The 25,774-nt window shown below is 67.0% G+C and carries 21 protein-coding genes; 14 read left to right on the top strand and 7 right to left on the bottom strand.

Annotated features, from left to right (window positions below):
- Window positions 1-165 precede the first annotated feature (165 nt).
- Window positions 166-1,491 carry a TRAP transporter large permease subunit gene (locus WDC82_RS11005; RefSeq protein ID WP_340117355.1) on the bottom strand — a complete coding sequence of 442 codons (1,326 nt, stop codon included), beginning with the start codon at window positions 1,489-1,491 and terminating at the stop codon, window positions 166-168.
- Window positions 1,488-2,111 (bottom strand): TRAP transporter small permease subunit, encoded by a 624-nt coding sequence (locus WDC82_RS11000; RefSeq protein ID WP_340117353.1) that lies wholly within the window; start codon window positions 2,109-2,111, stop codon window positions 1,488-1,490. Before WDC82_RS11000 ends, WDC82_RS11005 begins: the two co-directional genes overlap by 4 nt.
- A gap of 709 nt (window positions 2,112-2,820) precedes the next feature.
- Between WDC82_RS11000 and WDC82_RS10995 the strand changes: the two genes are divergently transcribed.
- Window positions 2,821-3,864: a hypothetical protein gene (locus WDC82_RS10995; protein ID WP_340117351.1), complete on the top strand. Its 1,044-nt coding sequence runs from the start codon at window positions 2,821-2,823 to the stop codon at window positions 3,862-3,864.
- Window positions 3,865-3,949: 85 nt separating this feature from the next.
- On the opposite strand, the gene WDC82_RS10990 is transcribed toward WDC82_RS10995, so the two are convergent.
- A complete protein-coding gene (locus WDC82_RS10990) occupies window positions 3,950-4,549 on the bottom strand; it encodes a 2-hydroxychromene-2-carboxylate isomerase (RefSeq protein WP_340117350.1) in 600 nt (199 codons plus the stop codon).
- A 190-nt stretch (window positions 4,550-4,739) separates the two neighbouring features.
- On the opposite strand from WDC82_RS10990, the gene WDC82_RS10985 reads away from it, so the two are divergent.
- A complete protein-coding gene (locus WDC82_RS10985; RefSeq protein ID WP_340117349.1) occupies window positions 4,740-5,285 on the top strand; it encodes a hypothetical protein in 546 nt (181 codons plus the stop codon).
- A gap of 118 nt (window positions 5,286-5,403) precedes the next feature.
- Window positions 5,404-6,336 carry a cyclase family protein gene (locus WDC82_RS10980; protein ID WP_340117348.1) on the top strand — a complete coding sequence of 311 codons (933 nt, stop codon included), beginning with the start codon at window positions 5,404-5,406 and terminating at the stop codon, window positions 6,334-6,336.
- Between the two features lie 274 nt (window positions 6,337-6,610).
- Here the strand turns inward: WDC82_RS10980 and WDC82_RS10975 are convergent, their stop codons facing one another.
- Window positions 6,611-8,215: an acyl-CoA synthetase gene (locus tag WDC82_RS10975; RefSeq protein WP_340117347.1), complete on the bottom strand. Its 1,605-nt coding sequence runs from the start codon at window positions 8,213-8,215 to the stop codon at window positions 6,611-6,613.
- 112 nt (window positions 8,216-8,327) lie between these two features.
- Here WDC82_RS10975 and WDC82_RS10970 point away from each other — a divergent pair, with 112 nt between their 5' ends.
- Window positions 8,328-9,161 carry an SDR family oxidoreductase gene (locus WDC82_RS10970; RefSeq protein ID WP_340117346.1) on the top strand — a complete coding sequence of 278 codons (834 nt, stop codon included), beginning with the start codon at window positions 8,328-8,330 and terminating at the stop codon, window positions 9,159-9,161.
- A 21-nt stretch (window positions 9,162-9,182) separates the two neighbouring features.
- On the opposite strand, the gene WDC82_RS10965 is transcribed toward WDC82_RS10970, so the two are convergent.
- Window positions 9,183-9,851, bottom strand: coding sequence for a TetR/AcrR family transcriptional regulator (locus WDC82_RS10965; RefSeq protein WP_340117345.1), 669 nt, complete (start codon window positions 9,849-9,851; stop codon window positions 9,183-9,185).
- A 117-nt stretch (window positions 9,852-9,968) separates the two neighbouring features.
- Here WDC82_RS10965 and WDC82_RS10960 point away from each other — a divergent pair, with 117 nt between their 5' ends.
- On the top strand, window positions 9,969-11,021 hold the full coding sequence (locus WDC82_RS10960; protein WP_340117344.1) for an efflux RND transporter periplasmic adaptor subunit: 1,053 nt from the start codon (window positions 9,969-9,971) through the stop codon (window positions 11,019-11,021).
- Window positions 11,022-11,023: 2 nt separating this feature from the next.
- Entirely contained in the window at window positions 11,024-14,107 is a 3,084-nt protein-coding gene (locus tag WDC82_RS10955; RefSeq protein WP_340117343.1) for an efflux RND transporter permease subunit, read from the top strand.
- An 11-nt stretch (window positions 14,108-14,118) separates the two neighbouring features.
- On the opposite strand, the gene WDC82_RS10950 is transcribed toward WDC82_RS10955, so the two are convergent.
- The gene (locus WDC82_RS10950) at window positions 14,119-14,658 is read right to left on the bottom strand and encodes a PAS domain-containing protein (RefSeq protein ID WP_340117342.1); all 540 of its coding nucleotides are present in this window, start codon (window positions 14,656-14,658) and stop codon (window positions 14,119-14,121) included.
- Between the two features lie 303 nt (window positions 14,659-14,961).
- Between WDC82_RS10950 and WDC82_RS10945 the strand changes: the two genes are divergently transcribed.
- Both WDC82_RS10945 and WDC82_RS10940 read left to right on the top strand, forming a co-directional pair.
- Window positions 14,962-15,384: a PACE efflux transporter gene (locus WDC82_RS10945; protein WP_340117341.1), complete on the top strand. Its 423-nt coding sequence runs from the start codon at window positions 14,962-14,964 to the stop codon at window positions 15,382-15,384.
- 97 nt (window positions 15,385-15,481) lie between these two features.
- A complete protein-coding gene (locus WDC82_RS10940; RefSeq protein WP_340117340.1) occupies window positions 15,482-16,483 on the top strand; it encodes a lysylphosphatidylglycerol synthase transmembrane domain-containing protein in 1,002 nt (333 codons plus the stop codon).
- Window positions 16,484-16,490: 7 nt separating this feature from the next.
- On the opposite strand, the gene WDC82_RS10935 is transcribed toward WDC82_RS10940, so the two are convergent.
- Window positions 16,491-17,762 carry a lipopolysaccharide biosynthesis protein gene (locus tag WDC82_RS10935; RefSeq protein ID WP_340117339.1) on the bottom strand — a complete coding sequence of 424 codons (1,272 nt, stop codon included), beginning with the start codon at window positions 17,760-17,762 and terminating at the stop codon, window positions 16,491-16,493.
- Window positions 17,763-17,785: 23 nt separating this feature from the next.
- Here WDC82_RS10935 and WDC82_RS10930 point away from each other — a divergent pair, with 23 nt between their 5' ends.
- From WDC82_RS10930 to galU, 6 genes are all read left to right on the top strand, one after another.
- The gene (locus tag WDC82_RS10930; protein WP_340117338.1) at window positions 17,786-19,150 is read left to right on the top strand and encodes a hypothetical protein; all 1,365 of its coding nucleotides are present in this window, start codon (window positions 17,786-17,788) and stop codon (window positions 19,148-19,150) included.
- A 76-nt stretch (window positions 19,151-19,226) separates the two neighbouring features.
- Window positions 19,227-20,990 carry a hypothetical protein gene (locus WDC82_RS10925; protein WP_340117337.1) on the top strand — a complete coding sequence of 588 codons (1,764 nt, stop codon included), beginning with the start codon at window positions 19,227-19,229 and terminating at the stop codon, window positions 20,988-20,990.
- 69 nt (window positions 20,991-21,059) lie between these two features.
- Complete coding sequence (locus WDC82_RS10920; protein WP_340117336.1) at window positions 21,060-23,150, top strand: molybdopterin oxidoreductase family protein; 2,091 nt, start codon at window positions 21,060-21,062, stop codon at window positions 23,148-23,150.
- 91 nt (window positions 23,151-23,241) lie between these two features.
- Window positions 23,242-23,952 carry a VWA domain-containing protein gene (locus WDC82_RS10915; protein WP_340117335.1) on the top strand — a complete coding sequence of 237 codons (711 nt, stop codon included), beginning with the start codon at window positions 23,242-23,244 and terminating at the stop codon, window positions 23,950-23,952.
- 23 nt (window positions 23,953-23,975) lie between these two features.
- Window positions 23,976-24,710: a hypothetical protein gene (locus WDC82_RS10910; protein ID WP_340117334.1), complete on the top strand. Its 735-nt coding sequence runs from the start codon at window positions 23,976-23,978 to the stop codon at window positions 24,708-24,710.
- Window positions 24,711-24,894: 184 nt separating this feature from the next.
- Window positions 24,895-25,773 (top strand): UTP--glucose-1-phosphate uridylyltransferase GalU, encoded by an 879-nt coding sequence (galU, locus tag WDC82_RS10905; RefSeq protein WP_340117333.1) that lies wholly within the window; start codon window positions 24,895-24,897, stop codon window positions 25,771-25,773.
- Window position 25,774: the final 1 nt, after the last annotated feature.

The raw sequence follows: 25,774 nt of genomic DNA, 5'->3' as shown, positions 1-25,774 counted from the left end.
TCAATGGGCGAAAGCGCCGCGGGGGCGGGGTGAATAGCAGCTATGCGCCCGCTGCCGTGCTACGCCGGATCTTTGCGAACGCGGCAGTTGTGGCCCGCCTTTGCCTCACCCCGAGGAGGCGCGAAAGCGCCGTCTCGAAGGGTGAGGCAAGAGCACGCGGTTTTGCTAACCCGCCAGCCGGAACGACTGCGGCAGCCAGAGGGCGATCTGCGGGAAGGCCATGACGATGATGAGGCCCAGGATCATCACCGCGACGAAAGGAACGATGGAGCGGTAAATGTCGATCAGCGTCACCTCCTTCGGCGCCATGGCGCGCATCAGGAAGAGGTTGTAGCCGAAGGGCGGCGTCATGTAGGCGATCTGGCAGGTGATGGTGTAGAGGATGCCGTACCAGATAAGGTCGAAGCCCAGCACACCGACCAGCGGCACGTAGAGCGGCGCGACGATCACCAGCATGGCGGTGTCGTCCAGGAAGGTCCCCATGATGAGGTAGCTGAGCTGCATCAGGATCAGGATCTCCCAGGGCGTCAGGCCCAGGCGGTCGACGAAGAAGCCCTCGATGGCCTTCACCGCGCCGAGGCCGTCGAAGACGGCGCCGAAGCAGAGCGCGGCGAGGATGATCCACATGAACATGCAGGTGATGCCCAGCGTCTTGCGCAGGGTTTCCTCCAGCACGCGCATCGTCAGGCGGCGCTTGTAGAGGGCGGCCAGCGTCGCCGCCAGGGCGCCGACGGCGGAGCTCTCCGTCAGGTTGGTGTAGCCGAGCAGGAAGAGGCCGGTCATCGAGAAGAAGATGAACAGCGGCAGCAGGCCGGCGCGCAGCAGGGCGATCTTCTCGCGCCACGGCAGGTCGCGCTCCTCCTTGGGCAGCACCGGGCCGAGGTGCGGCTGGAAGCGGCAGCGCACGACGATGTAGAGAATGAACAGCCCGGCCATCATCAGGCCTGGCAGCACGCCGGCCAGCCATAACTGACCGACCGGCTGGCGCGCGATCATGCCGTAGAGCACCAGCACCACGCTGGGCGGCACCAGGATGCCGAGCGAGGAGCCCGCCTGGATGACGCCGGTCACCATGATCTTGTCGTAGCCGCGGCGCAGCAGTTCGGGCAGTGCGATGGAGGCGCCGATCGCCATGCCGGCAACGCTGAGGCCGTTCATCGCGGAGATCGCCACCATCAGCCCGATGGTGCCGACCGCAAGGCCGCCGCGCAGTCCGCCGAACCAGACGTGGAACATGCGGTAGAGGTCACCGGCGATGCCCGACTCCGACAGCATGTAGCCCATGTAGATGAACAGCGGCAGCGTCAGCAGCGGATACCACTTCATCAGCTTCATGGCCGAGGCGAAGGCGAGTTCCGATCCGCCGGTGCCCCACAGGGCGAGGGCCGCGACGACGGCGACGAAGCCGATGGCGCCGAAGACGCGCTGCCCGGTCAGCAGCATCAGCATCATCGACGAGAACATCAGGACGGCAATGAGTTCGTAGCTCATGTGCGCTGCTCCCCGTTGGCGGCCTCAACCGCCGCGGCGTCGCTGCTGGGCGTTTCCGGATAGCCCCATTGCTCGCCCCTTATTCGGGCGATGTCCTTGATGAGGGTCGCGGTGGCCTGCAGCAGCATGAGAAAGATGCCGACGCACATGATGATCTTGATCGGCGCCATCTGCGGGCGCCACAGCGACGGGTTGATCTCGTTGTACTGGATTGCGTACTGGGTGCTGGAGATGCCGCCGTACAGCAGCAGGACGAGATAGAAGATCAGGAACAGCACGGTGAGGACGTCCATCGCCGCCTTGGTGCGGTCGGACCACATGCCGTACAGCAGATCCATGCGCACGTGGTCGCCCAGCTGCATGGAGTAGGCGCCGCCCAGCAGGAAATAGGCGACCATCATGAACTGCGAAACCTCCAGCGGCCACCACGAGGGCAGGATCACCGGCCACCACCAGCCGTCCGGCCAGAATTCCGGCGCGCGCATGCCGGTCGTGACCTTGTTGATGGAGGACCACAGCAGCACCCCCATCATGGCGAAGATCATCAGCATGGTGATGCGCCCGACGCCGCGGTTGAACGTCTCGACGACGGTCACGTAGGTTCTGAAAAAGGTTCGCAACGTCAAATTCCTGTTCGCTCGATCACGCCCCGATCATGCTCTCATTCATGCGCCTTAGGGCGAAAGAGCTGTCGCTCGGGGCGGGGATGGCCCGCTCGGGGGGACCGGGTAGGGAAGGCTTTCTGGAAGAAAAGATTGGTCTCGGCGCGGCACGCACGGCAGCGGCCGCGGCGCGGCGTCACGTCATCGCGGGCCGGTCGGTTCGGCGCCGGCGAAGCGCTTCGGACCCTGCCGCTCCAGATAGAGCGCGCCCGCGCCCGCCCCCGTCTTGCCCGACTTGGCTTTCTTGCTCATGATCCGCTTTCCCCCAAACGCCGGTCCCTGCATCTGTCTTGGCATTTGTCGTGCCGGCCCGGTGCGTTGCCGGGCATTCCCTTCTTTCCCGGGGGCTGGTCCCCCGTTTGGGCGGCCATCTTAGGCGCCCCGCCGGGGGCGATCAATTTTCCTGACGCCGGCAGCGCTTGCTGCGCGGCCTTTGCTGCCGCCACGCGATAGGTCCGCGGTCGCGCGGCAGCCTGCGGTTGCCGGCGGTGGGCCGGCCCCGGAAATCCGGAAAAACCCTGTGCTAACAATTCCTTCACCCTCGATCCCTAAAATCCGAGCTAATTGGATCACCCATTACGGCTCACAGGGTGCAGCGGAGGGCAGGAAGTCCCTTCCCGTCAGGGCCCGGAAACGGCCCGGCGCGCCGCCTCAGGAGGAGGATTTCATGCTTTCCTCACTGCAAGACCTTTCCGGCCTTTTCCCGGGCCTTTTCCAGCGCGGCGAGAGCGCCTCTGCCGAGCAGGCCGCCAACCAGGCCGCGCGCGGGCTGGGCGAAGGCCGCGGCCAGCGCCACCAGGTCGACCGTCATCACCTCGACCAGGGTCACGGTCGCGACCGCGTCAGCCTGTCACCCCAGGCCCAGGCAGTCGAGGAGGCCGTGGCCCAGGACGACGGCGAGACGGCCAGCGATGTCGCCGAGAGCGGCAACGGGTCCCTGCTGGGCCAGGCCGGCGGCTTTATCCGTCAGGCGCTGGAGACCATCCGCACCGATCTCGGCAAGGCGCTGAAGGCTTTCGGCTTCGATAGCGCTGCCGTGCAGGAGTTCACCCAGGCCTTCGTCGAGCCGGTGCTGGCGGCTCTGAAGGAAGGCGTGAACTTCACCGCCGAGCTCAGCTTTGCCGCCTTCAGCCAGGTAACCAAGACGTCGTCCAACGGCGACTTCAGCCAGTCGACCGCGCTGGTCGCACAGTCGCTGGAAATCGCGGTGAACCAGGACACCGGCGAGGTTTCCGTCAGCGTCGCCAAGATCTCCTTCGAGCAGCAGATCCAGTCCACAGGCGGCGGCGCGCTTGCCGGCGGCGGCCAGACGCCGCTGCTGGTGATCGATCCGGATGACCTGGCAACCCCGCAGGAACTCGCCGCCAAGATTCTGGCCAGCGGTGATGCCGCGGCGATCGCCGCTGCCGAAGCCGCCGACGCGGCTGCCGCCGAGGAGACGGCCGAAACCATTGAGGGCGAGAAAACCCCGGCCACCGGCGAACCAGACAAGGCGCTCGCCCAGCTGCGCGAGAAGCTGGCCGAGGATGCGCTCAGCTTCCAGACCCGCCTGACGATCTATTCCGTCAGCACCTACCAGAACGACAAGGGCGAGACGATCACCAAGCTGCTGCTCGACGCGCAACTGAAGATCGCCGGCTTTGCGGGCGACACCCAGAACAACGATGCAACGGCTCAGGAGGAGGCAGAAAGCCTCAATCTCACGGCCTAAAGGCCGCGAGGGTCGGAGCAGGAAAGGGGCCTCCCACGAGGCCCCTTTTTCCGTTTTAGCGGCGGCGCGGTACCGTTCTCGACTTTCACCCCTTCGCCAGGGCGCGGTCGAGGAAATCGAGGCGGTCCTGGCCCCAGAAGATCTCGTCCTTGTAGACGTAGCTGGGCGCGCCGAAGACGCCGCGTGCGAGAGCTTCCTCGGTCAGTGTCGCGTGGCGCGCCTCGCTGGCGGCTTCCTCCGCCTTGGCGCGCAGCGCCGCACCGTCGTGGCCGGTTTCCGCCGCGATGGCCTCACAGGTCGCCGCATCGCCGATGTCGCGCTCCTCTTCCCACACCGCCTTGCCGACCGCCTGTGCCAGTTCTAGCGGCTTACCGCCGCTCTCACCCGCCGCGATCACCATGCGGGCAGCCAGCGCTTCCGGCGCCGGGAAATGCTTGGGCTGCAGATGGATCGGAATGTCCAGGTATTCGCTCCACCGCTTCAGTTCGACCAGGCGGTAGGCCTGGCGCTCCGGCGCGCGCTTGGCCAGCGGCAGGCCGCCGGTGCGCGGAAAGATCTCACCGAAGTTTACCGGCTTCACGCGGACCTCGGCGCCGTGGCGCTTGGCGATCTCGGCAAATCGCTGGCTGCCCAGGTAGGCCCAGGGCGAGATGAGGGTGAGATAGTAGTCGATGACCTTGCTCATGGCGGCGGACGCTTCCTCTTTGTCGTTTGTCGAGCGGACGCGCTGCGGCCCCGCTGCCCGTTCAATACCCGTCATGCCGCGCCCGGTCCAGTGCTCCCGGTCGGCCGGACAGGGCAATGTCTCTCGCCCCGCCCGGCCTGATTTGCTAGGGTCGCGGCGTTGCGGCGATCATAAGAGTGGCAGTGGAATAATGCGGTTCACGACTGCGAGAGCGGGAAGGATAGCGGCGCTGGCGCTCGCCGGCTGCCTGGCGGCGTTGCCGGTGCGCGCGGCGGACCAGGCGCGCGAGGCAGTGGGCCTATTCGTGCAGTCCTGCCTGAAGCACGTCGAGGATCCGGCTGACCTGCGGGCCTGGATTGCCGCCACGCCGCAGCTGCGCAGGTTCGCACCGGAGCAGGCGCAGGCCTTCCTGGACGGCAAGAAGGGAGATGTCTGGTCGGCGGAGAACAAGGCAGGCCTTTTCGCGTTGGTGGTCTTCGCCGACTACAGCTGCTCGGTGCTGGCGCAGCAGGCGAGCGCCGACCAGGTCTCGCTGGTGTTCTCCGAGTACGTGCGCCGCAAGGGCCTGCCGTTGAACAAGATCGGCGACAAGCGGGACTACGTGCGCGGCATCGACGAGCGCGAGGAGATCTGGCGCACCAGCGGCACCGACTTTCCTTACGAGGTTGTGGTGACGACGTCCAAGTCGCCGCGTGCCGATGCCCAGGCCATTCTCACGACGCTGCCGAACCGCTAGCGCAGATCGCCGGTCACGGCGAAGCCCCTTCTGCGCGATCGCTTTCCTGCGCTATCGTGACGCTGCGTAACGGGAAAAACCGTTCGTGCCATCACAATCCAGCAGGGAGCATTCGAAAATGAACAGCCTCCGGACCGCCGCCGTCGCCGCCGCGATCGGCCTCTTCGCATCACCGGCACTCGCCGAAGACCATCCGCTCTGGCAGCTCTACGAAAACACCTTCAAGTCAGCGAAGTACATTGACCTGACGCACGCCTTCGAGCCGGTGCAGCCGGTCTGGCCGGGCTTCGGGGGCGCCGAGTTCAAGCCGGCGACGGCGGGCCGGGACCTCGGCGACTACGCCAAGAAGGGCGACGAGTTCACCTACGCGCAGCACGGCTTCATCGCGACCGCCTACACGCTCACCACCGATCAGTACGGCACCCAGCTCGACCCGCCGGCGCACTGGGACGAGTATGGCGCCACCATCAGCGACATCCCGGCTTCCTTCACGCTGCGGCCGCTGGTGGTCGTCGATGTGCACGAGAAGTCGATTGCCGATCCCGGCTATCAGGCGACCGCCGACGATGTGAAGGAATGGGAGGCGGAGCACGGCCCGGTGCCGGAGGGCTCGGTCGTCATGTTCCGCTCCGACTGGTACAAGAACTGGGGCGATCTCGAGAACTTCGCCAAGGCACCGTTCCCCGGCGTGCGCCTCGATGCGCTGAAGTACCTGCACCTGGAGCGCAAGATCCTGTTCCACGGCCACGAGGCGCTGGACACCGACACCACGCCGACCCTGGAGGGCGAGTACTGGCTGATGCACAACCACTTCGCCCAGGCCGAGGGCGTTGCCAACCTGGATAAGGTCCCGGAGGCCGGCGCCCTCATCGCCATCGGCTTCGCCAAGCCCAAGGGCGGAGTCGGCGGCTATGCCCGCTACATCGCCATCGCGCCGGCGGACTGGCCGCACGGCGTCTCGGTGCTGGACGCGCCCGGCGCGCCGCTGCCCAAGCAGGACTACCCGCTGAAGCGCGACGCCAACGGCGTGCTGCGGCCCGCGAAGCCTTGAAACGGCGCGGTCGAGCGACAGACTCGCTCTCGCCACCTGCACCACTGTCGTCCCGGGGCTTGACCCCGGGACCCATTGGCGTCAGCGAGTGGCAATACCGAGCCGATTGACGTCCAAGGTCGTTCGAGCGGACAGGGCCATGGATCCCGGCATCAAGTGCCGGGATGACAACGGTGAGTGTGGCTATCACATCCGGCATTGTCGGCGCACAGATGGAAGCCCGAATAGTTTCCGGTACTCGGGGTATAGCGCCAAAAAAGGATCCGGCAGTCCGTCATCCCTGCTCCCGCAGCGCCTTGCGGATGACCTTGCCGGTGGCGGTCATGGGGAGGGCGTCGACGAAGGCGACTTCGCGCGGGTATTCGTGGGCGGCGAGGCGCGTCTTCACGAAGTCCTGGATCTCGCGCACCAGGGCGTCGCTCCCCTGCTCGCCTTCCTTCAGCACGATGAAGGCCTTCACGCGCTCGGTGCGGACGGGATCGGGCACGCCCACCGCCGCGGCCATCGCGACGGCTGGATGCTTGATGAGGCAGTCCTCGATCTCGCCCGGGCCGATGCGGTAGCCGCCGGAGGTGATGACGTCGTCGTCGCGCCCGACGAAGCGCAGATAGCCGTCCGCGTCCATCACGCCCTGGTCGCCGGTCATCAGGAAGTCGCCGCGGAACTTCGCTGCCGTCGCCTCTGGATTGCGCCAATATTTCAGGAACATGACCGGGTCGGGGCGCTTGACGGCGATGGTGCCGGCCTCGCCGCGCGGCAGCTCGTCGCCGTCGTCATCGACGACGGCGACGCGGTGGCCGGGCACGGGGCGGCCCATCGAGCCGGGCTTTACCGGCATGATCTCCGCGCAGTTGGAGACCACGAGGTTGCATTCGGTCTGGCCGTAGAACTCGTTCACCGGGGTGCCGAATGTTTCCTCGGACCACGCGAGCATCTCGGCGCCGAGGGTCTCGCCGCCACTGCCGATGGAGCGCAGCGCCAGGCTCCAGCGCTCGGCGGGGCGTTCGACGGTGCGCATGATCTTCAAGGCCGTCGGCGGCAGGAAGGCATTGCGCACGCCGAAGTCGGCCAGCAGCTGGAAGGCCTTTTCCGGATCGAACTTGGCGAAGCGGTGCGCGACGACGGGCACGCCGTGGTGCCAGGCGGGCAGCAAAACATCCAACAAGCCGCCGATCCAGGCCCAGTCCGCGGGGGTCCAGATGAGGTCGTCCGGCCGCGGCAGGAAGTTTTGCGGCATCTCCACGCCCGGCAGGTGGCCGAGCAGCACGCGGTGGGCGTGCAGCGCGCCCTTGGGCGGGCCGGTGGTGCCGGAGGTGTAGATGATCAGCGCCGGATCGTTGGCGAGGGTATCGACCGGCAGGAAACCGTCGGAGGCACGCTCCAGGAGGTGATGCCAGTCCAAAGCATTTCCGCCATCGACAGAGATGATACTCTCTAGCGCCGGCAGCCGGTCGCGGATCGTCTCCAGTTTTGCGAGGCCCGCGCGGTCGGTGATGACGACGCGCGCGGCCGAGTTGGCGAGGCGATATTCCAGAGCCTCCGCGCCGAAGAGGGTGAACAGCGGCACCGCGATGGCGCCCAGCTTGTAGGTCGCGAGGTGTGCGACGGCGGTCTCCGGCCCCTGGGCCAGCAGGATGGCGACGCGGTCGCCTTCCTCGACGCCCTGGGCCTCCAGCACGTTGGCGCAGCGGTTGGAAAGCCGCTGCAGATCCTTGAAGGAGTAGCGGGCTTCCTTGCCGTCGTCGGTAAGGTGAATGAGCGCCAGCCTGTCGCTGGCGGCCCACTTGTCGCAGGCATCGACACCGATGTTGTAGTGTTCCGGGATCTGCCAGCGGAATTGCGCCGTCAGCTCTTCGTAGGTTGCCGCCTTGGGAAGCATGCCCGACCGTTCCGCCCTGTAAGGTTCTTTGTTGATTGCCGCCATCATAGCCAAAGCGCTTGCGGGGCGGTACTAAGTCATCTCGATTGTGTGCAACGCGGGGTCCCTTTCCATGTTCCAGAACGATCTGCTGCAAGGCAAGCGCATCCTCATCACCGGCGGCGGCAGCGGCCTCGGCAAGTCCATGGGCCGCCGGGTGCTGGAGCTGGGCGCGACGCTTGTGATCTGCGGCCGCCGTGAAACCGTGCTGGCGGAGACCCGGGCCGAGTTCGACGCCGATTTTCCGGGCCGCACCCGCGCGATCCCCTGCGACCTGCGCGATGCGGCGCGGGTCGACGCCCTGGTCGAGGCGATCTGGGAAGAGGGGCCGCTCGATGCCCTGGTGAACAACGCCGCCGGCAACTTCCTCGCCCGCACGGAGACCCTCTCGCCGCGCGCCGTCGATGCCGTGCTCGCCATCGTCATGCACGGCACCACCTACGTGACGCTGGCCTGCGGCAAGCGCTGGCTGGCCGGGCAGCATCCCGGCAATGTGCTCTCTATCGTCGCCACCTATGCGGAGACCGGCTCGCCCTACGTGGTGCCCTCTGCGATGGCCAAGGCGGGGGTGCTGGCGATGACGCGTTCCCTGGCGGTGGAGTGGGGCGGGCGCGGCATCCGCCTGAACGCCATCGCGCCCGGTCCTTTCCCGACCGAGGGTGCCTGGTCGCGCCTCGTGCCCAACGAGGCGATGGACCGCGCCTGGATGAACAAGATCCCGCTGGGCCGCGTCGGGGAGCACCGCGAACTGACCGACCTCGCCGCCTTCCTGCTGGCCGACGGCTCGGCCTACATCAACGGCGAGGTGGTGGTCATCGACGGCGGCGAGTGGCTGAAGGGCGCCGGACAGTTCTCGCTCATGGAAGCCCTCAGCGACGACGACTGGGCGGCGATGAAGGGAAGGTAGCGCCCGGCCGGCGCCGTGCGCCTACCCGGCCGCAAGCCCGGCCCCGGCACCAGCTTGTGGCCGGCGGATCGTATAAATCGCGAGAAAGCATTCCACCGCCTTCGCCGCGCGGCGCTCCAGTTCCGCCCGCTCGGGCAGCGGCTCGGCGCCCAGCAGGGCACGCAGCTGCATGCGTCCGGTCAGGATGCCGAGGAACTGTTCCGCGGCCAGCTCCGGGTCGTCGACGCTGAGACGGCCGTTGCGGGTCTCCCACGCAAGGTATTCCGCGAGCGCCGCCAGCATCCGCCCCGCGCCCACGGCATAGATTTCCGCGCCAAGCTCGGGAAAGCGCGCCGATTCAGCGACGATCAGGCGATGAAGCGCGAGCGACGAGGGTTGCAGCATGAGGGTCAGGAGGTCCAGCCCCAGGGCGCTGAGCCGGCTCGCCGGCGTCGCTTTCCCGTGGGTGTGCAGGGCCAGCGGCGCCATCAAGCCTGCGGTGAGGTCGGCGATGGTCGCCTTGAACAGCCGGTCCTTGCTTAAGAAATGATTGTAGACGGTCTGTTTTGAGACGCCGGCGCGGGCCGCGATCTGCTCCATGGTGGCGGCTTCATAGCCGAGTTCGAGAAAAACGGCGGTGCCGGCTTCCTGGATCGCGTGCCGCTTGTGCGCTGAGCGCGCAGAGGCCGATTTCATCGCAGCTGTCGCCATTTGGCCTTGCTTTTTGTCCCGCTCCAACGGCTAGATTGGACTCGTTAGTCCACTTTAGGATTGACTGAAGTAACGGAACTGTCAATGGGCCGGGCATCGTTTTGGATCGCGCTGGGCATGGTTGCGCTCGCGACCGGTGGCGCCGTCTACTATTTTCAGACAGAACAGAACGCGCCGGGCGGGCCGCTCGCGCAAGCCGCTGTTCCTGCCAGCGAGCGGGTCATCACCGTCGAGGCGGCGGAGGTGATCGTCGACATGGTGGTCGAGGACATCGGCGCGGTCGGCACCTTGGAGCCGGACGAGTCGGTGGTGATCGCTCCGGAGATCGCCGGCCGCGTCGACAGCATCCACTTCGGCGAAGGCGACGCGGTGTCGGCTGGCGACGTGCTGGTGGAGCTGGACGCAGCCACGCTGCGTGCCGAGTTGGACAAGGCGCTATCCGACCTCACCCTTGCCGAGGCCAATCTCGAGCGGGCCAGGACATTGGCGCAGCGCGGCACCGGCACGCTGCGCGCGCGCGATGAGGCCGTGGCCGCTCACTTGGCGGCGCAGGCGAATGCCGCGCTGTCCCGCGCCCTCCTGGAGAAGGCCACCATCAAGGCGCCCTTTCCCGGTGTCGTCGGCCTGCGCGCCATCAGCGCCGGGGCCTACGTGACTCCCGGCACGCGCATCGTGGAACTTGCCAACATCGACCCGATCAAGGTCAATTTTCGGGTTCCCGAACTCGTGCTGTCCAGCCTTCGCCCCGGCCAGGCGATCAGCGTCACCGTGGACGCGCTGCCGAACCGCAGCTTCGAGGGCGAGATCTACGTCATCGACCCCATCGTCGACGAGAACGGCCGTGCCGTGCGCCTGCGCGCGCGCATCGCCAATCCGGATCGCGTCCTGAAGCCGGGTCTCTTCGCCCGCGTGCGCATCGTCGTGGAGCGCCGGGCGAATGCCGTGCTGGTGCCCGAGTCCGCCGTTTTCGCCGAGGGGCAGAAGCGCCTGGTCTACCGGGTGGTGGACGGCCGGGCGACCCAAACGGAGGTCCGGCTCGGTCATCGCCGCCCGGGCGAGGTCGAGGTGTTGAGCGGCCTCAGTCCCGGCGAACGGGTGATCACGGCGGGCCATCAGCAGGTTCGTGACGGCGCTCGGGTCGAGGTCGTCGAACGCAGCGCGGGGAGCTGACCTTGGGAGTCTTCGACTTCTTCATCCGCCGGCCGGTCTTTGCGACCGTGATGAGCCTTATCGTCATCCTGGTCGGCCTCGTCTCCTATATGCAGCTCACCATCCGTGAGTATCCCAACATCGACGAGCCGATCGTCTCCGTGCGGACCGACTATCCCGGCGCCAGCGCGGAAATCATCGAAAGCCAGGTGACGCAGGTCCTGGAAGGCTCGATCGCCGGCATCGAAGGCATCGAGACGCTCACTTCCAGCAGCGAGCCGGAAGAGAGCCGCATCTCCGTGCGCTTCCGCCTCGGCACCGACCCCGACGTCGCGGCCAGCGACGTGCGTGATCGCGTGTCGCGCGTGCGCGGCCGTCTGCCCGACGAGATCGACGAGCCGGTGATCGCCAAGGTCGAGGCCGACGCGCAGGCGATCATCTACATCGCCTTCACCAGTACCCGCCACACCCCGCTGGAGATTTCGGACTACGCCGACCGCTATGTGCGCGACAGGCTGCAGAACCTGCCGGGCGTGGCCGAGGTGCGGATCTTCGGCGAACGCCGCTACGCCATGCGCATCTGGCTGGATCGCGCACGACTGGCGGCCTACCGACTGACCACCGACGACGTCGAGCTGGCCCTGCGCCAGCAGAACGTCGAAGTGCCTTCCGGCCGCATCGAGAGCCTGGACCGCGAGTTCACCGTGCTCTCGCGCACCGGCCTGGTCACGCCGGAGCAGTTCGAGCGGATCGTCATCAGGGATGCCGACGGCTTCCCGGTGCGCATGCGCGATGTGGCTCGCGTCGAGGTCGGCGCGGCTGACGAGCGCAGGGTGACGCGATTCAACGGCGACAACTCCGTGACTCTCGGCATCGTCAAGCAGGCGACGGCCAATCCTCTCGACGTCTCCAACGCAATGCGGGAGGTCATGCCGGAGCTGTCGCGCGACCTGCCCGAGGGAATGGCCGCCAAGATCTCCTACGACAAGTCGATCTTCATCGACGAGTCGATCAATGCGGTCTACACGACCATCGCAGAGGCGGTGGTGCTGGTGGTCATCGTCATCTTCTTCTTCCTGCGCACCATTCGCGCGACCATCATTCCCCTGGTGACGATCCCGGTGTCGCTGGTCGGTTCCTTCGCGATCATGAGTCTGCTCGGATTCTCCATCAACACGCTGACACTGCTGTCGATGGTGCTGGCGATCGGCCTGGTCGTCGACGACGCGATCGTCGTGCTGGAGAACATTCACCGGCACATCGAAGACGGCATGAAGCCGCTCAAGGCTGCGACGGTGGGCATCAGCGAGATATCGGGCCCGGTCATCGCCATGACGCTGACCCTTGCCGCCGTCTATGCGCCGGTGGCCTTCGCGCCGGGGCGCACCGGGACCCTCTTTGCCGAGTTCGCCTTGACGCTTGCCGGCGCGGTCCTGGTTTCCGGATTCGTCGCCCTGACCCTCAGCCCGATGATGTGCTCGCGGCTGCTGAGCGAGCACGAGTCGCATGGCCGCATCTATACCGTGCTGGAACAGGGGTTGCTCGCCCTCAACAATGGCTACCGCCGGCTGCTCGAGCTGACGCTGCGCGTGCGGCCGCTGGTGATCCTGGTGGCGGTGGTGGTTGCCGGGGCGAGCTACGTTCTCCTCACCGGCCTCAAGTCTGAACTGGCGCCGGTGGAAGACCGCGGCGTGCTCTTCACCGCGGGCAACGCGCCGGAGGGCTCGACGATCGACTTCACCGCCCGCTACGCGGCCGAGTTCGAAGAGCTGCTGAGCGAGATCCCGGAGGTGAGGCACTATTTCATCATCGCCGGCGCGCGCTCGGTCACCGAACTGATCTCCTTCTCTCAGCTGCTCCCCTGGGACGAGCGGGAGCGAACCCAGATGGAGATCGTGCGGGAGATCCAGCCGAAACTGGCCCGCATCACCGGCGTGCGCGCCTTCGCGAACAATCCCGGCTCCTTCGGTCAGAGCGCGCGCAGCAAGCCGGTTGAGTTTGTGATTCAGACCTCCGAAAGCTACGGCCGGCTGAACGAGTACGTCGACCGGTTCCTCGCAGCGGCGGAGCAGAACCCGGGGCTGATCAATCTCGACAGCGATCTGCGCCTGAACAAGCCGCAGATCGACGTCGATGTGGATCGGGAGCGTGTCGCCGATACCGGTGTGGGCGTGCTGACGCTGGGCCGAACGCTGGAGACGCTGCTCGGCGGACGGCAGGTGACGCGGCTCAACCAGAACGGCGAGCAGTACGATGTGATCGTTCAGGTCGCACCGGACGACCGCCGGACGTCCAGCGATCTCAACGACATCTACGTGCGGGGCCGCGACGGTGCCAACATTCAGCTTTCCAACCTGGTACGGCTGCGTGAAACGGTGGCGCCGAAGGAACTGAATCGATTCAACCAGTTCCGCTCGGCAACGATCACGGGTAACCTCGCGCCCGGCTATTCGCTCGGCGAGGCGCTGGACTTCCTGGCCGCCACCGCCGAGCAGGAGCTGCCCGACTCGGTGCGCTACGACTACGCGGGCGAGTCGCGCGAGTTCAAGGAGGCCGGCAGCAGCCTGGTGTTCGTCTTCGTCCTGGCCCTCGGCTTCATCTTCCTGGTGCTGTCCGCCCAGTTCGAGAGTTTCCGGGATCCCCTCATCATCATGCTGACGGTGCCGTTGTCGATGACGGGCGCCCTGCTCGCGCTGGAGCTGAGCGGCGGCACCCTCAACATCTACAGCCAGATCGGTCTGGTGACCCTGATCGGTCTGATCAGCAAGCACGGCATTCTCATCGTCCAGTTCGCGAACACCCTGCAGGACGAAGGCAAGCCGTTGCGTGATGCGGTTGTCGAGGCCGCCGCGCTGCGGCTGCGGCCGATCCTGATGACGACCGGTGCGATGGTTTCCGGCGCGGTCCCGCTTGCCCTCGCAGCCGGCGCCGGTGCCGAGAGCCGCCAGGAGATCGGTTGGGTGATCGTCGGCGGCATGTCTTTCGGGACGGTTCTCACGCTTTTCGTCGTGCCGACCGCATATACCTTCCTGGCGCGTGACAGGAGCCGGTCCCGGACACTCGATCAAGCACCGGATGCCCAGCGGGTTCGCCAGGCGGCGGAGTAACGCGCTACGGCCTACTTGCCGCCGATGCGTTCCAGTTCGGGCTCAAAGTCGGCCTGAACGGCGAGCACCGTGTTCGACAGCCTGGCGGAGCGAAAGAAGACCTGTGCCGCGAGAACCGTGTCGACCTGCAGGCCGTCGCTGCTGAGCGGCAGCATCAGGCGCTTGGTCTGCAGGACGCGGTCGTCGTAGGTGCTGGCGGAATAGACCGGGCTGCGCCGCTCGACCAGCCGGTCGTAGAGACCCTCGATATAGCTGCGATAGCTGCCCTGCATCAGGGTGTCGATGTAGCAGCCCCGCATGGCGATGCCGAAATGCTCCTCCACTTCGGTGCCGCACAGACGGTAGCGGTAGCGCCGGCCCCGCGGCGTCGCCTCGACGTCCGTCACCAGCAGGTAGCGCAGCAGCCGGGGAATGTCGATCGGATCAATCTCGGGATAGCTGGGCGCGAAGCGGGTGCCGCGCAGCCCGTCCCAATAGCGGTAGACAGCGACCAGCCGCGGGTCGTCGACCTGCTCGAGGAAGCGTTCCGCCGTCTGGGCCTCGGCAGCCATGTCATTGGGCCATGTCATTGAGCGACGCGGTCGTCGTGGATTATCTCGCGCTCGGCGCCGCGATATCCCTGGCGGGGCGCGGCGGAGGTTTGCGCTAGCTTGGAAGTCTACGACGGGTATCTTAACGAGGCGTGAAAGCTGCGAAAATGCGGCGGACGATGCCGCCGGCCGCTCGCGGGGCTTCGGTCCGCGCTTCAGGGGCACGGCTTTCGCCGACTCGTGCCTGAAGAATCGTTGAAGGCGACGGGGGATCCGGCATAGGGTCGCTACCTTGATGCGCTTCTTGTGAGGCTGTTGCCAGCCATGTCCCCGGTCGTCCGCAGAATCGTCTATGCAGTGCTCTACGAGCTGGTCGGCATCGTGATCGCGAGCCTCGGCCTGACGCTGCTCTCTGGCCATGGGGTGGTCCAGACCGGCTTCGTCGCCGTCGCGTCGTCCCTCATCGCCGTCACCTGGAACTACCTCTTCAATACCCTGTTCGAGGCCTGGGAGGCGCGCCAGGCCGTGCGCGGGCGGAGCTTCCTGCGGCGGCTCGCCCATGCCTGCGGCTTCGAGGTCGGGTTGACGGTGCTCCTCGTGCCGCTGCTGGCCTGGTGGCTCGAGGTATCGCTCCTCGTAGCCTTTCTCTATGACGCGACCCTGATCCTCTTCTTCCTGATCTATACTTTCGTCTTCAACCTCGGTTTCGACCGGGTCTTCGGCCTGCCGGCCTCCGCCCGCCCTTAAAAACGGCGGCCATTCAACGGCTCGTTTACGATCCCCTTACCTTGGCGGGGCAGGATGACCGCGGGCGGGATGCCGCCCGCAGCTCGGGAACCTTCACGTGTGCCAGCCGACCCTTGACGAGGCCGAGAGCCACCGCACCGCCGTCGCCCCGGTCGAGGCGCGCGGCGGCCGGCTGCGGACCGTCCTGGTCGCCGGCAAGATCCTGGTTTCGCTCGGCCTGCTGGCGGCGGTGGCGGCGGCCGGCGAACTCGGCGCCATCGGCGACCTGGTCCTTCGCCTGCAGCCGCTGGCGGCCCTGGCGGCGGTGCTGCTGCTGGCGGGCATCGCCTTGGTTTCCGGTCTGCGCTGGTGGCTGGTCGGCCGCGCCATCGCGGCCCCGCTCGCCCTGCGCGACTGCATTTCCCTGATGTTCGTCGGCATCTTCTTCTCCCAGGTGCTGCCGACCTCGATCGGCGGCGATGCCGTGCGCATCCTCTATGCCGGGCGGCGGGGGCTGCCCTACGGCCGCGCCTTCAGCGGCGTGATGCTGGAGCGGATCGGCGGCCTCCTGGCCCTGGTCCTCATGGTGGCCGGCGGCGCGCTGTGGCTGGGCGAGCGCATCGATCCGCCTCTGCTGCGCCTGGCGCTCATCGCGGCGCTGCCTGGCCTGCTGGTCGTCCTGGCGATGCTCTGCTGTCTTGACCTGATGCCGCTGCCGCGCGGCCTGCTGCGCGTCGGGCGGCCCTTTTTCGCGCTGGCCGCCGATGCGCGCAAGGTCCTGTTGGCGCCGCTGGGCTCACTGATCCTGCTGGCGCTTTCTGTGCTTTCCCATCTGCTGACCGTCGGGGCCGTGTTCGTCCTGGCCATCGGCCTGGGCGTCGGGCTCGAATTCAGCGCGGCGCTGGCGGCGGTGCCGGCCATCGTGCTGATCACCTTCATCCCCCTGTCTTTTGCCGGCTGGGGGCTGCGCGAGGGCGCCGCCGTGGTGATGCTCGGCTTCGTCGGTCTGGCCCCGGAGGAAGCGGTGGCGCTCTCCGTGCTGCTCGGTGTCGCCACCTTGATCGCCGGTCTGCCAGGCCTTGCCTTCTGGCTGGGCGGCGGAGGCCGCGGCCGGACCTAGCCGGCGCTCAGGCCTCGCTTCGGCGGGGCAGGGCGAAGATATTGTAGTGGTAGGTGATGAAGAGTCCGCTGATCACGGCGGAGGTGAGGAAGGCGACAATCGTCGCCGCCAGCACGCCGGTGGTACCATAGTGAATTGCACCGTAATAGCTGAGGTAGAGATTCAGCACGATGCAGTTCAGGCTGCTGATGGACATCGGCAGCACCGCCTTCTTGAAGTGCAGGAAGGCCTGGTTGTGATAGAAGTACCCCATCGCGACGGTGCCGGCGATCGCCCAGGGAATGAGCGGAAAGGATTTCTCGAAGGACGCGCCGATCAGGAAAGGCGCAGTGATCGCGGCAACCATGTAGAAGGCCACGCCGGCAATCGGCAGCAGCGCCAGGAAGCCGAGCGATACGACGGAGATGTCGCGGCGGAAGGCATCGGAGCGCGGCTCGCGCAGATGCTGAAACAGCCACGGCATCCAGGCATGCAGGAAGCCGTTTATGGCGACGAAAAGCGCCGCGCCGAACAGCGCGGCGACACCGTACAGCCCGTTCTCCGCAAGGCCCAGGACGTGCGCGATGATCAGGCGGTCGGTCAGCGGCACGGCGACGAGACCGAATCCCGCCGGCAGATAGAGCAGCCCGAACTTGACGAGATCTTTGATCTCCTTCCGGCAGTCGAGCGACAGCTTCAGCTCCAGATCGCGGGACAGCCACACGAAGCCCGCGACGCAGGCGATCGCCAGGCCGGCAATCTTTCCGATCACGACGCCCTGCCAGTTCCAGCCGGCGAAGACCAGGACGACGATTGCCGCAAAGCCGAAGAACGACTGCAGCAGCTGCAGCACGATGAAGCGGCCGCGCTTTTCGGCGAACTGGTTGAAGGTCAGAAAGAAGTAGAGGTTCACGTAAAGATAGGTCGCAACCACGACCGCGATGATCCAGGGCGCGGGGAACTTCACCGCCAGCGACAGCGGCTCGGCGAAGACCACGGCGGCCAGGCCGAGCACCAGGGCGGTGGCGCCCGAGATGTAGAAGGCGGAGAGGACGAAGGTCGCCTGGCGTACCCGGTCCATGTCGTAGAAGTGCATCTTGAGGGCGTCCTGGATGGTCAGATTGACCACCGGGCGCAGGAAGGCCACCAGCGAGAGAAAGAGCACCCAGATGCCGTACTCCTCCGGCAGCAGGAATCGCGTCAGGATCAGCGCCAGGAAAAACGGCGACAGCGCCTCGATGCTGTTGGCGAAGGAATAGAAGACGGAGATCCCGGCCAAGCGCTTTAAGAGTTTGTACATCGTCGCCTTCCTAGAGTTTGCCGATGAGCGCTTATTCTCTGGGCAGGGCCTGTTGGATTGTCAGAAAGCTCGACGGTGCCGCCGGGCGCCGGGCCGTCTTCGAGGACGTCGTCAGGAAGAATCCGATAGTTCGATTTTTCTACGTTCTCTACGGGAAATCGCCGGAATTTCTGAAGTCGCTCCTGCTGTTAATGTATGGCCTCAAATCTTATCTTTCGGTTAAGTGGGCCGATGGCCGGAATGCCGATATCGCCTTCTTTGCCTCGTACCCCAACGAGCATGTCGTCCTCGGCCACCTGCGCCAGGGCCTCGGCGTTCATCTGCGTGGGCTGGACGACGGCACGCTGAGCATCGCCCGCGCCAACTGCTTCAGCCTTCAGTCCCTGCGCGACCTGCCGTCCTTTCTTGCCCAGCTGCCGCGGCTGTATCGCCTGGCCGGGAAATTCGTGCGCCGCTTCCATTTCATGCCGGCATGCCGGATCTTCAGCACCCTGGCCTACTATGCCCGTTTCCGCCGCCTCCTGGCGGCCAGCGGCGCGCGGGCCGTGTTCATCGCCAACCACTATTCGCCGGAATGCCTGGCGCTCGCCGTGGCGGCCCACCGCTCGGGCCGCCGCGTGCTGTTCACCAACCACGCGAACGCGACCTGGAACACCGGTTTCGTGCCGCCGCTCTACTGCGACCTCGCCGCAGTGACCAGCCAGGCGGTGCTCGATGTCTACCGCGCGCACAGTCATAAGCCGTTCGCGTCCGTCTTCCTGCCGCAGGTCGTGCCGCAGCGGCCCATGCTTGCCCGCATCAATCGCCACAAGCCGATCACCGTCGGCATCTTCCTGACCGGTCTGGCCAACCGGGACCGTCTCCGGGCGCTGGTCGCGCAACTCGAAGCCAATCCGCACATCGGCCGCATCCTGATCCGCCCGCACCCGGTGAAAGCGATCAGAGAGGATCTCTCCGGCCTGTGCTCGGCAGCCACCCGCACCAGCGATTCAGGCAGCCTCGAGCTGAGCGACAATATTGCCCGCTGCGACCTGGCGATCTGCGGCAACAGCAGCGTCACGGTGGCGGTTCTGCGGGGCGGTGTGCCGGTGTTCTACGATGCCGGTCTCGACGCGGGCCCTGACGACGCCAATCGCTACGTGGCGCAGGGGCTGATCCCCTCGATGCCGGCGCGTCTTGATGAGGCCGCCTTGCGGTTGCTGGAGAATTTCTATGACGCCCCGGCGTGGCAGCGGGCCATGCACTACTTCGATGCCGGCTACCGGCAGGACGAGGCGGTCCTGTTCCAGCGTCTTGCCCGCGCCGTCGAGGCGGCAGTGCGGCCGGCGCCTGCCGGCAGTTCTGAAACGGCCCCCGGGGAGACCGGAATCGCCCTGCCGGCCTCCTGAGGCCGCTTAAGCCTTCGTTTACATTTTGCTCACCATCGCGCGATAAGGTTCGGGCTTCGCGACGCGGAGACGAAACGTGCTGGATCACAGCGTGGACAGGGGCATGACGATGCCGGGCGGCACCCGAGCCGTCGGCGGGCCGGGCCGCCTCGGGCGGCTGGCCGTTGCCGGCTTCCTGCTCTACATCCTTGCCGTCTTCGTGCTTCAGGCCACGGTCGTGCTTGGCGGCGACTACTTCCACGAGGAGTTCCGCTCGCTGTTCCGCTACCACCAGGTCGGCGACCCGGTTCTTTTCGCCGGCGACTACCTGGCGGACTATGCCGCCGCCTTCCCGCAGCCGCTTCTCTACGAGGCGGCGACGCGTCTGTGGATGCAGCTTGTCGGCGACCTTCTGCTGCTGCACCGGGCGATGATCCTTGGCTGCTGGCTGCTCTTTGCCGCGGGCATTGTCCTTGCCGCACGTCGCCTGGCCGGCGGCATCGCCGCGGTAGCGGTCCTCGGTCTCGCGGTGGCGCAGCCGATGTACCTCTACCAGATGGGCTCGGCACTGCCGCACGCCTTTGCTTTTCCACTGCTGGCCTGGGGGCTCGTCGCGGGATTCTACGGCTCCGCGCTCGGCCTGGCCGGCGTCGTGATCCTCTCGGGTCTGCTCTATCCGGTGTTCTCGCCGCTGCTCGGGCTTTGCCTTGTGTGGCTGGTCTTCGTCCGCCAGCGCGCCTTCAGCCGGCCGCGTGCCGAAATGGTCAAGTCCGTGCTGCTGGTTGGCGTCACCGGTCTTGTCGCGCTGTGGCTTCTCTACGGCATACTGGCGACACCCGAACAGTTCGGGCGTGCGCTGCAGCCATTTCAGGAAGCCGAGACCTTTCCGGAGAACGGCGCCGACGGCCGTCATTTCGGCGGCATCGTCCATCCGGTGAAGTTCGTCATTGGCAAGATCGGGCTGCAGTTCCATGACTTCTTCGGTCCCTATTGGCTGCTGGTACTGCTCGCCTATGCGCTGGTCGCCTTCTACGGCCTCTTCGTCCTGCCGCGGCGCGAAGCCGCCGCCCGATTCTTTATGGTGTTCATCGGCATAGCGGTTCTGCTCGGCGCGGCGGCCTTTCTGCTGCGCCCCTTCCATGCCTATCGCTTCCTGCTCTATCCGCTGCTCATGGTGCTGCCCCTGCTGTTCGTCGTCGGCGTGCAGCAGCTGTTCCGCCGCTTCCGGGCCGCCGCCGGGGTCGGCGCCGCCGCGGCGCTGATCGCGGCGGCGCTGGTGGCGCTGGCGTCCGACAGCCTCAACGCCCACAAGCTGGGATTCTGGTGGCGGCTCGACGCCGACACGCGCCGGGTGATGGACTTCGCTGCAGAGCAGCCGCCGCAGACCGTCTTTGCCGTGTGGCCCGATATCGAAGGACCGCTCGAACTGCTGCCCTATATCGCCCGCCGGCCGCTGCTGGTCATGGAGAAGCTCCACTATCCCAGCTTCGAGCGGCATGCTCTGGAAATGCGGGCGCGCGCCAATGCCCTCGTCGATGCCTATCTGGCGACCGACGAGGCCCCGCTGCGCGACCTCCACTGCCGCTGGGGCGTCGCCTACCTGGTTGCCGAGAAGGCGCATTTCGCGGCTGAAGGCACGCCACCCGACTATATTCCGCCCTTTAAGGCCCGCATCGAGGCGATCCGGCAGGGGCGCCGGCCGGAGGAATTCCTGCTGCAGGCGCCGCCGGCCCGGCTGGTGGCGCTGGAAACCGAGGCTCACTTCGTCCTCGACCTCGCGGCCACGGCCCCGGCCTGCGGGGGCGACGCTCCGGCGGCCCAACAGGCCCCGGCCGGGATCCCCCCGGAGGCTGCCGGCTGAATTGAAGCGGCCGCCGTGGCGCGGTAGGATCGTGCTTCGCCGCCTCCTGCCACGACGGATGTTCCCCGCATGCCCCTCGACCGTTCCACAGTGCCCGCCTCGGGGCCGGTCTTCGTCCATTCGACCTGCCCGCACGACTGCCCCAGCGTCTGTGCCCTGGAGGTCGAGCGGCTGTCCGAGACGCGAATCGGCAAGGTGCGCGGCGCGCGCGGCAACGACTATACCGACGGCGTGGTTTGCGCGAAGGTCGCCCGCTATGCCGAGCGGGTGCACCACCCGGACCGCCTGACGGTGCCGCTGCGCCGCGTGGGCGAGCGTGGGCGGGGCCGCGAGGCCTATGAGGAAATCACCTGGGACCAGGCGCTCGACGCGGTGGCCGAGGGGTTGCTGAAGGCCGAGCAGCGCCTTGGCAGCGAGACCGTGTGGCCCTACTTCTACGCCGGCACCATGGGGCTCGTGCAGCGCGACGGCATCGAGCGCCTGCGTCATGCCAAGCGCTATTCGCGGCAATACTCGACCATCTGCACCAAGCTGGTGGCAACCGGCTGGAACGCCGCCGTCGGCATCCGCATGGGTCCCGACGCGCGGGAGATCGTCGACTCCGACCTCGTCGTGGTGTGGGGCGGCAATCCGGTCTCGACCCAGGTCAACGTGATGACCCACATCGCCAAGGCGCGCAAGGCGAGGGGGGCGAAACTGGTGGTGGTCGATCCCTACCGCACCGGCACGGCGGAGCAGGCGGACATGCATCTCGCCCTGAAACCAGGCACCGACGGGGCGCTGGCGGCGGCGGTGATCTCAGTGCTGCTGGCAGAGGGCTATGCCGACCGCGCCTATCTGGCGAAGTACAGCGACTGGGACCCAGCGCTGGAGGCGCACTTCGCCGCCTGCACGCCGGCCTGGGCGGCCGCGATCACCGGCCTGCCGGAACAACAGATCGTCGCTTTCGCGCGCCTGTACGGCGGGACGAAGCGCAGCTACATCCGCGTCGGCTACGGCTTCTCGCGGGCGCGCAACGGTTCGTCCTCGGTCCACGCCGTCGCCTGCCTGCCGACGGTGACCGGCGCTTGGCAGTATCCCGGCGGCGGCGCCATGCAGGGCCAGTCCGCGGTCTACGGCCTCGACGAGACGCTGATCCAGGGTCTCGACGTCTGCGACCCGGCAACGCGCCTGCTGGACCAGTCGCGCATGGGTCCGATCCTGACGGGCGACAAGCGCGATCTCGGCGACGGCCCGCCGGTCACGGCGCTGTTCATCCAGAACACCAATCCCATGGTGGTCTGCCCGGAGCACGCCAAGGTGGCCGAAGGCTTCGCGCGCGCGGACCTCTTCACCTGCGTCCACGAGCAGTTCATGACCGAGACGGCGGCGATGGCGGACATCGTGCTGCCGGCCACCACCTTCCTGGAGCACGACGACATCTACGTCGCCGGCGGCCACACCTACCTGCAGGTGACCAAGGCGGTGATCGACCCGCTGGCGGATTGCCGCAGCAACCACGAGGTCATCTGCGCGCTGGCAAGGCGTCTCGGCGCAGAGCATCCGGGCTTCACGATGAGCGCCTGGGACATCGTCGACGCCACCCTGAAGGCCTCCGGCCTGCCGGATGCCACGACGGTCTACGAGGCCCACTGGCACGACTGCGCCAAGTCCTTCGAGGAGATGCACTTCCTCAACGGCTTCGGCCACGCCGATAAGCGCTTCCACTTCCGTGCCGACTGGGCGGCCTACGGGCCCGACTTCGCCGAAGTGCCGGATCTGCCCGGTCACGATGCCGGCTACGACCAGGCGGACGCGGAACGGCCGTTCCGCCTGGTGGCGGCACCGGCGCGCTCCTTCCTCAACTCCACCTTCACCGAGACACCGGGTTCGCTGAAGCGCGAGGGGCGGCCCACCGTGCTACTCCACCCGGACGCCGCGGCCGGGCTCGGCATTACCGACGGCGGGCGGGTGCGCCTTGGCAACCGGGCGGGCTCCCTGGTCGTCCACGCCCGCCTGTTCGACGGCCTGCAGCCCGATGTGGTGGTTGTCGAGAGCATCTGGCCCAACAGCGCCTTCGAGGAAGGCCGTGGCATCAACCTGCTCACCAGCGCCGATCCCGGCCGCCCGGCCGGCGGCGCGGTGTTCCACGACACCGCCGTCTGGGTGCGCGCGGCCTGAGAAGCGGGCCGGAAAGGCCCCTTGCGTTGGACTCCTTGAGGCGGAACACTACCTTTAGGGTAGGACGAACGATCGCGCCGGAAGGGGCTCGATGGCTAAAGGACCGAAACTTCCGCAATCCGCCCCAACCTCGGAGGTCGATGCCTTCCTGCGCAAGCTGGCGGTGACGCCGGCACCGGCGCCGGGCGCGGCGGGTGCGCGCGGTCGCCTCATCTTTGCCATGGACGCGACGGCCAGCCGCGAGCCGACCTGGGACCGCGCCTCGCACCTGCAGGCGGAGATGTTCCGGGAGACCGAGACGCTTGGCGGGTTGGAGGTTCAGCTCATCTACTATCGCGGCTTCGGCGAGTGCAAGGCGAGCCCCTGGGTGACCGAATCCGACAAGCTGCTGCGTTTCATGACCGGCGTGTTCTGCCTCGCCGGGCGCACCCAGCTTGGCAAGGTGTTGAAGCGTGCCGCCAAGGAGACGCGGCAGAAGAAAGTCTCGGCGCTGGTTTTCGTCGGCGACGCCATGGAGGAGGACATCGATCACCTCGGCCATCTCGCGGGCGAACTGGGGCTGCTCGGCGTGCCCTGCTTCATGTTCCACGAGGGCGGCGACCCGGTCGCCCGCAAGGCCTTCCAGCAGATCGCACGCTTGAGCGGCGGGGCCTTCTGCACCTTCGACGCCAACAGCGCCCAGCAGCTGCGCGAACTGCTCTCCGCCGTCGCCGTCTTCGCCGCCGGCGGACGCCGCGCGCTGGCCGACTACAGCAGGAAGACGGGCGGCTTGGTGCCTCAGCTGACCCACCAGGTCAAATAGGCGCGGGGCGAGCGGCCGACGACATGCAGTATTTCATTCTCGGCATCGCCTTGCTGGTCGCCCTGCTGTTTCTCGGCCGCTGGTTCGTCGACGCGGATCCGCGCAAGGTCGCCCGTGCGTTGAAATGGGGCGGCATCGCCCTGGCCGCCGTTGTGCTGCTGTTGCTGGTCGTCGGCGGACGCCTCGGCCTCTTGATGTTCGCGCTGCCGGCGGCGTTCTGGCTGTACCGCCTGTTCCTCCGCGTCAAGGCGTCGCAGGGCCCCGCCGCCGGGCAGGCATCGGAGGTACGCACCCGTTTCCTGCAGATGACCCTCGATCACGATACCGGCGAACTCGACGGCCGCATTCTTGATGGGCGCCATGAAGGCCGCCTGCTCTCGGAGCTCGACCTGGCGGCATTGCTGGAACTTCTGCAGGACTACAGCATTGCCGATTCGCAGTCGGCGGCAGTGCTGGAAGCCTATCTCGATCGCACTCAGGACGCGGATTGGCGCAACGGCGCCGAAAGCGGAGCCCAGGGCGGTCCCGACGGCGAAGCGGCCGGCCGGTCCGGCGGGCAGGGCGCCCGCGGCCGGGCCAGCGGTGGGATGACCCGCGCCGAGGCGCTGGAGATTCTGGGCCTGGAGGAGGGGGCCGAACCCGAGGCGATCCGCGAGGCGCACCGCCGGCTTATGCAGAAGCTGCATCCCGACCACGGCGGCTCGAACTACCTGGCGGCCAAGCTGAACGAGGCGAAGGATCTGCTGCTGCGTCATTAAACTGCAAACGTTCCAAGGCAATCAGGGGCTTGCGAGGCGCCATTTGTGTCACTTGTCGCGGCACGCCGCGCTGTGGCAATACAACCCCCAAGCGGACTGCCCCCAGCCGGACCGCTCCGGCAAGACAGTCCAGACGTGACACCCCGCCCCGCCCGATCCCCACATCCGTGAGGTAACTCTTTTCATGACAGGTCCCATACGCAAGGCGGTGCTGCCCGTCGGTGGACTCGGCACGCGCTTCCTGCCGGCGACCAAGGCGATTCCCAAGGAAATGCTGCCGGTCGTCGACAAGCCGCTGATCCAGTACGGCGTCGAGGAGGCGCGCAAGGCCGGCATCGAGGAGATCATCTTCGTCACCAGCCGCGGTAAATCGGCGCTGGAGGATCATTTCGACTATCACTTCGAGCTGATGAAGACGCTGGAGGCGCGCGGCAAGACGGCCGAGATGAAGCTTGCCACGGCGATGTCGCCGGCCGCCGGCAAGATCAGCTACACCCGTCAGCCGGAGGCCCTCGGCCTCGGCCATGCCGTGTGGTGCGCGCGCAACCTGGTGGGCCGCGAGCCCTTCGCGGTGATCCTGCCGGACGACCTGGTGTTGCACCCAGAAGGCTGTCTCGCCCAGCTCGTGGCCGCTTACGAGCAGGTCGGCGGCAATCTTGTGGCTGTCGAAGACGTGCCGCGCGAGCACACGAATCGCTACGGCATTCTGGACGTAGTCGAAGATGACGGCCGCCTCGCCAAAGCCAAGGGCCTGGTTGAGAAGCCAGATCCGAAGGACGCGCCCTCGACGCTTTCCATCATCGGCCGCTACATCCTGCAGCCCGAGATCTTCGACGAGCTCGACCGCCAGGACAAGGGCGCCGGCGGCGAGATCCAGCTGACCGACGCCATGGCGCGCACCATCGGCAGCCAGCCCTTCCACGGCCTGCGCTTCGAGGGCCGCCGCTACGACTGCGGCAACAAGGCCGGCTTCCTGGAAGCCAACATCGCCTACGCCCTGGAGCGCGACGACCTGCGCGAGACGGCACGCGACATCATCCGGCGTTACGGCGCCACTTCCTGAT

This window comes from Pelagibius sp. 7325, from assembly GCF_037652055.1.
In the GTDB taxonomy this organism is placed as follows: Bacteria; Pseudomonadota; Alphaproteobacteria; order Kiloniellales; family Kiloniellaceae; genus Pelagibius.
The sequence above is the reverse complement of the archived record's forward strand: the minus strand, read 5'-3'. Positions and strand labels throughout refer to the sequence as shown.

What these genes read in the sequence shown, in the direction of transcription:
- WDC82_RS10930 (WP_340117338.1), top strand. Translation starts at nt 17,786, where the DNA reads ATGAGCGCTTATTCTCTGGGCAGGGCCTGTTGGATTGTCAGAAAGCTC.
- WDC82_RS10965 (WP_340117345.1), bottom strand. Translation starts at nt 9,851, where the DNA reads ATGGCGACAGCTGCGATGAAATCGGCCTCTGCGCGCTCAGCGCACAAG.
- WDC82_RS10990 (WP_340117350.1), bottom strand. Translation starts at nt 4,549, where the DNA reads ATGAGCAAGGTCATCGACTACTATCTCACCCTCATCTCGCCCTGGGCC.
- WDC82_RS10985 (WP_340117349.1), top strand. Translation starts at nt 4,740, where the DNA reads ATGCGGTTCACGACTGCGAGAGCGGGAAGGATAGCGGCGCTGGCGCTC.
- WDC82_RS10960 (WP_340117344.1), top strand. Translation starts at nt 9,969, where the DNA reads ATGGTTGCGCTCGCGACCGGTGGCGCCGTCTACTATTTTCAGACAGAA.
- WDC82_RS10980 (WP_340117348.1), top strand. Translation starts at nt 5,404, where the DNA reads ATGAACAGCCTCCGGACCGCCGCCGTCGCCGCCGCGATCGGCCTCTTC.
- WDC82_RS10920 (WP_340117336.1), top strand. Translation starts at nt 21,060, where the DNA reads ATGCCCCTCGACCGTTCCACAGTGCCCGCCTCGGGGCCGGTCTTCGTC.
- WDC82_RS10915 (WP_340117335.1), top strand. Translation starts at nt 23,242, where the DNA reads ATGGCTAAAGGACCGAAACTTCCGCAATCCGCCCCAACCTCGGAGGTC.
- WDC82_RS10995 (WP_340117351.1), top strand. Translation starts at nt 2,821, where the DNA reads ATGCTTTCCTCACTGCAAGACCTTTCCGGCCTTTTCCCGGGCCTTTTC.
- WDC82_RS10950 (WP_340117342.1), bottom strand. Translation starts at nt 14,658, where the DNA reads ATGGCTGCCGAGGCCCAGACGGCGGAACGCTTCCTCGAGCAGGTCGAC.
- WDC82_RS10975 (WP_340117347.1), bottom strand. Translation starts at nt 8,215, where the DNA reads ATGCTTCCCAAGGCGGCAACCTACGAAGAGCTGACGGCGCAATTCCGC.
- WDC82_RS11005 (WP_340117355.1), bottom strand. Translation starts at nt 1,491, where the DNA reads ATGAGCTACGAACTCATTGCCGTCCTGATGTTCTCGTCGATGATGCTG.
- galU (WP_340117333.1), top strand. Translation starts at nt 24,895, where the DNA reads ATGACAGGTCCCATACGCAAGGCGGTGCTGCCCGTCGGTGGACTCGGC.
- WDC82_RS10970 (WP_340117346.1), top strand. Translation starts at nt 8,328, where the DNA reads ATGTTCCAGAACGATCTGCTGCAAGGCAAGCGCATCCTCATCACCGGC.
- WDC82_RS10935 (WP_340117339.1), bottom strand. Translation starts at nt 17,762, where the DNA reads ATGTACAAACTCTTAAAGCGCTTGGCCGGGATCTCCGTCTTCTATTCC.
- WDC82_RS10910 (WP_340117334.1), top strand. Translation starts at nt 23,976, where the DNA reads ATGCAGTATTTCATTCTCGGCATCGCCTTGCTGGTCGCCCTGCTGTTT.
- WDC82_RS10945 (WP_340117341.1), top strand. Translation starts at nt 14,962, where the DNA reads ATGTCCCCGGTCGTCCGCAGAATCGTCTATGCAGTGCTCTACGAGCTG.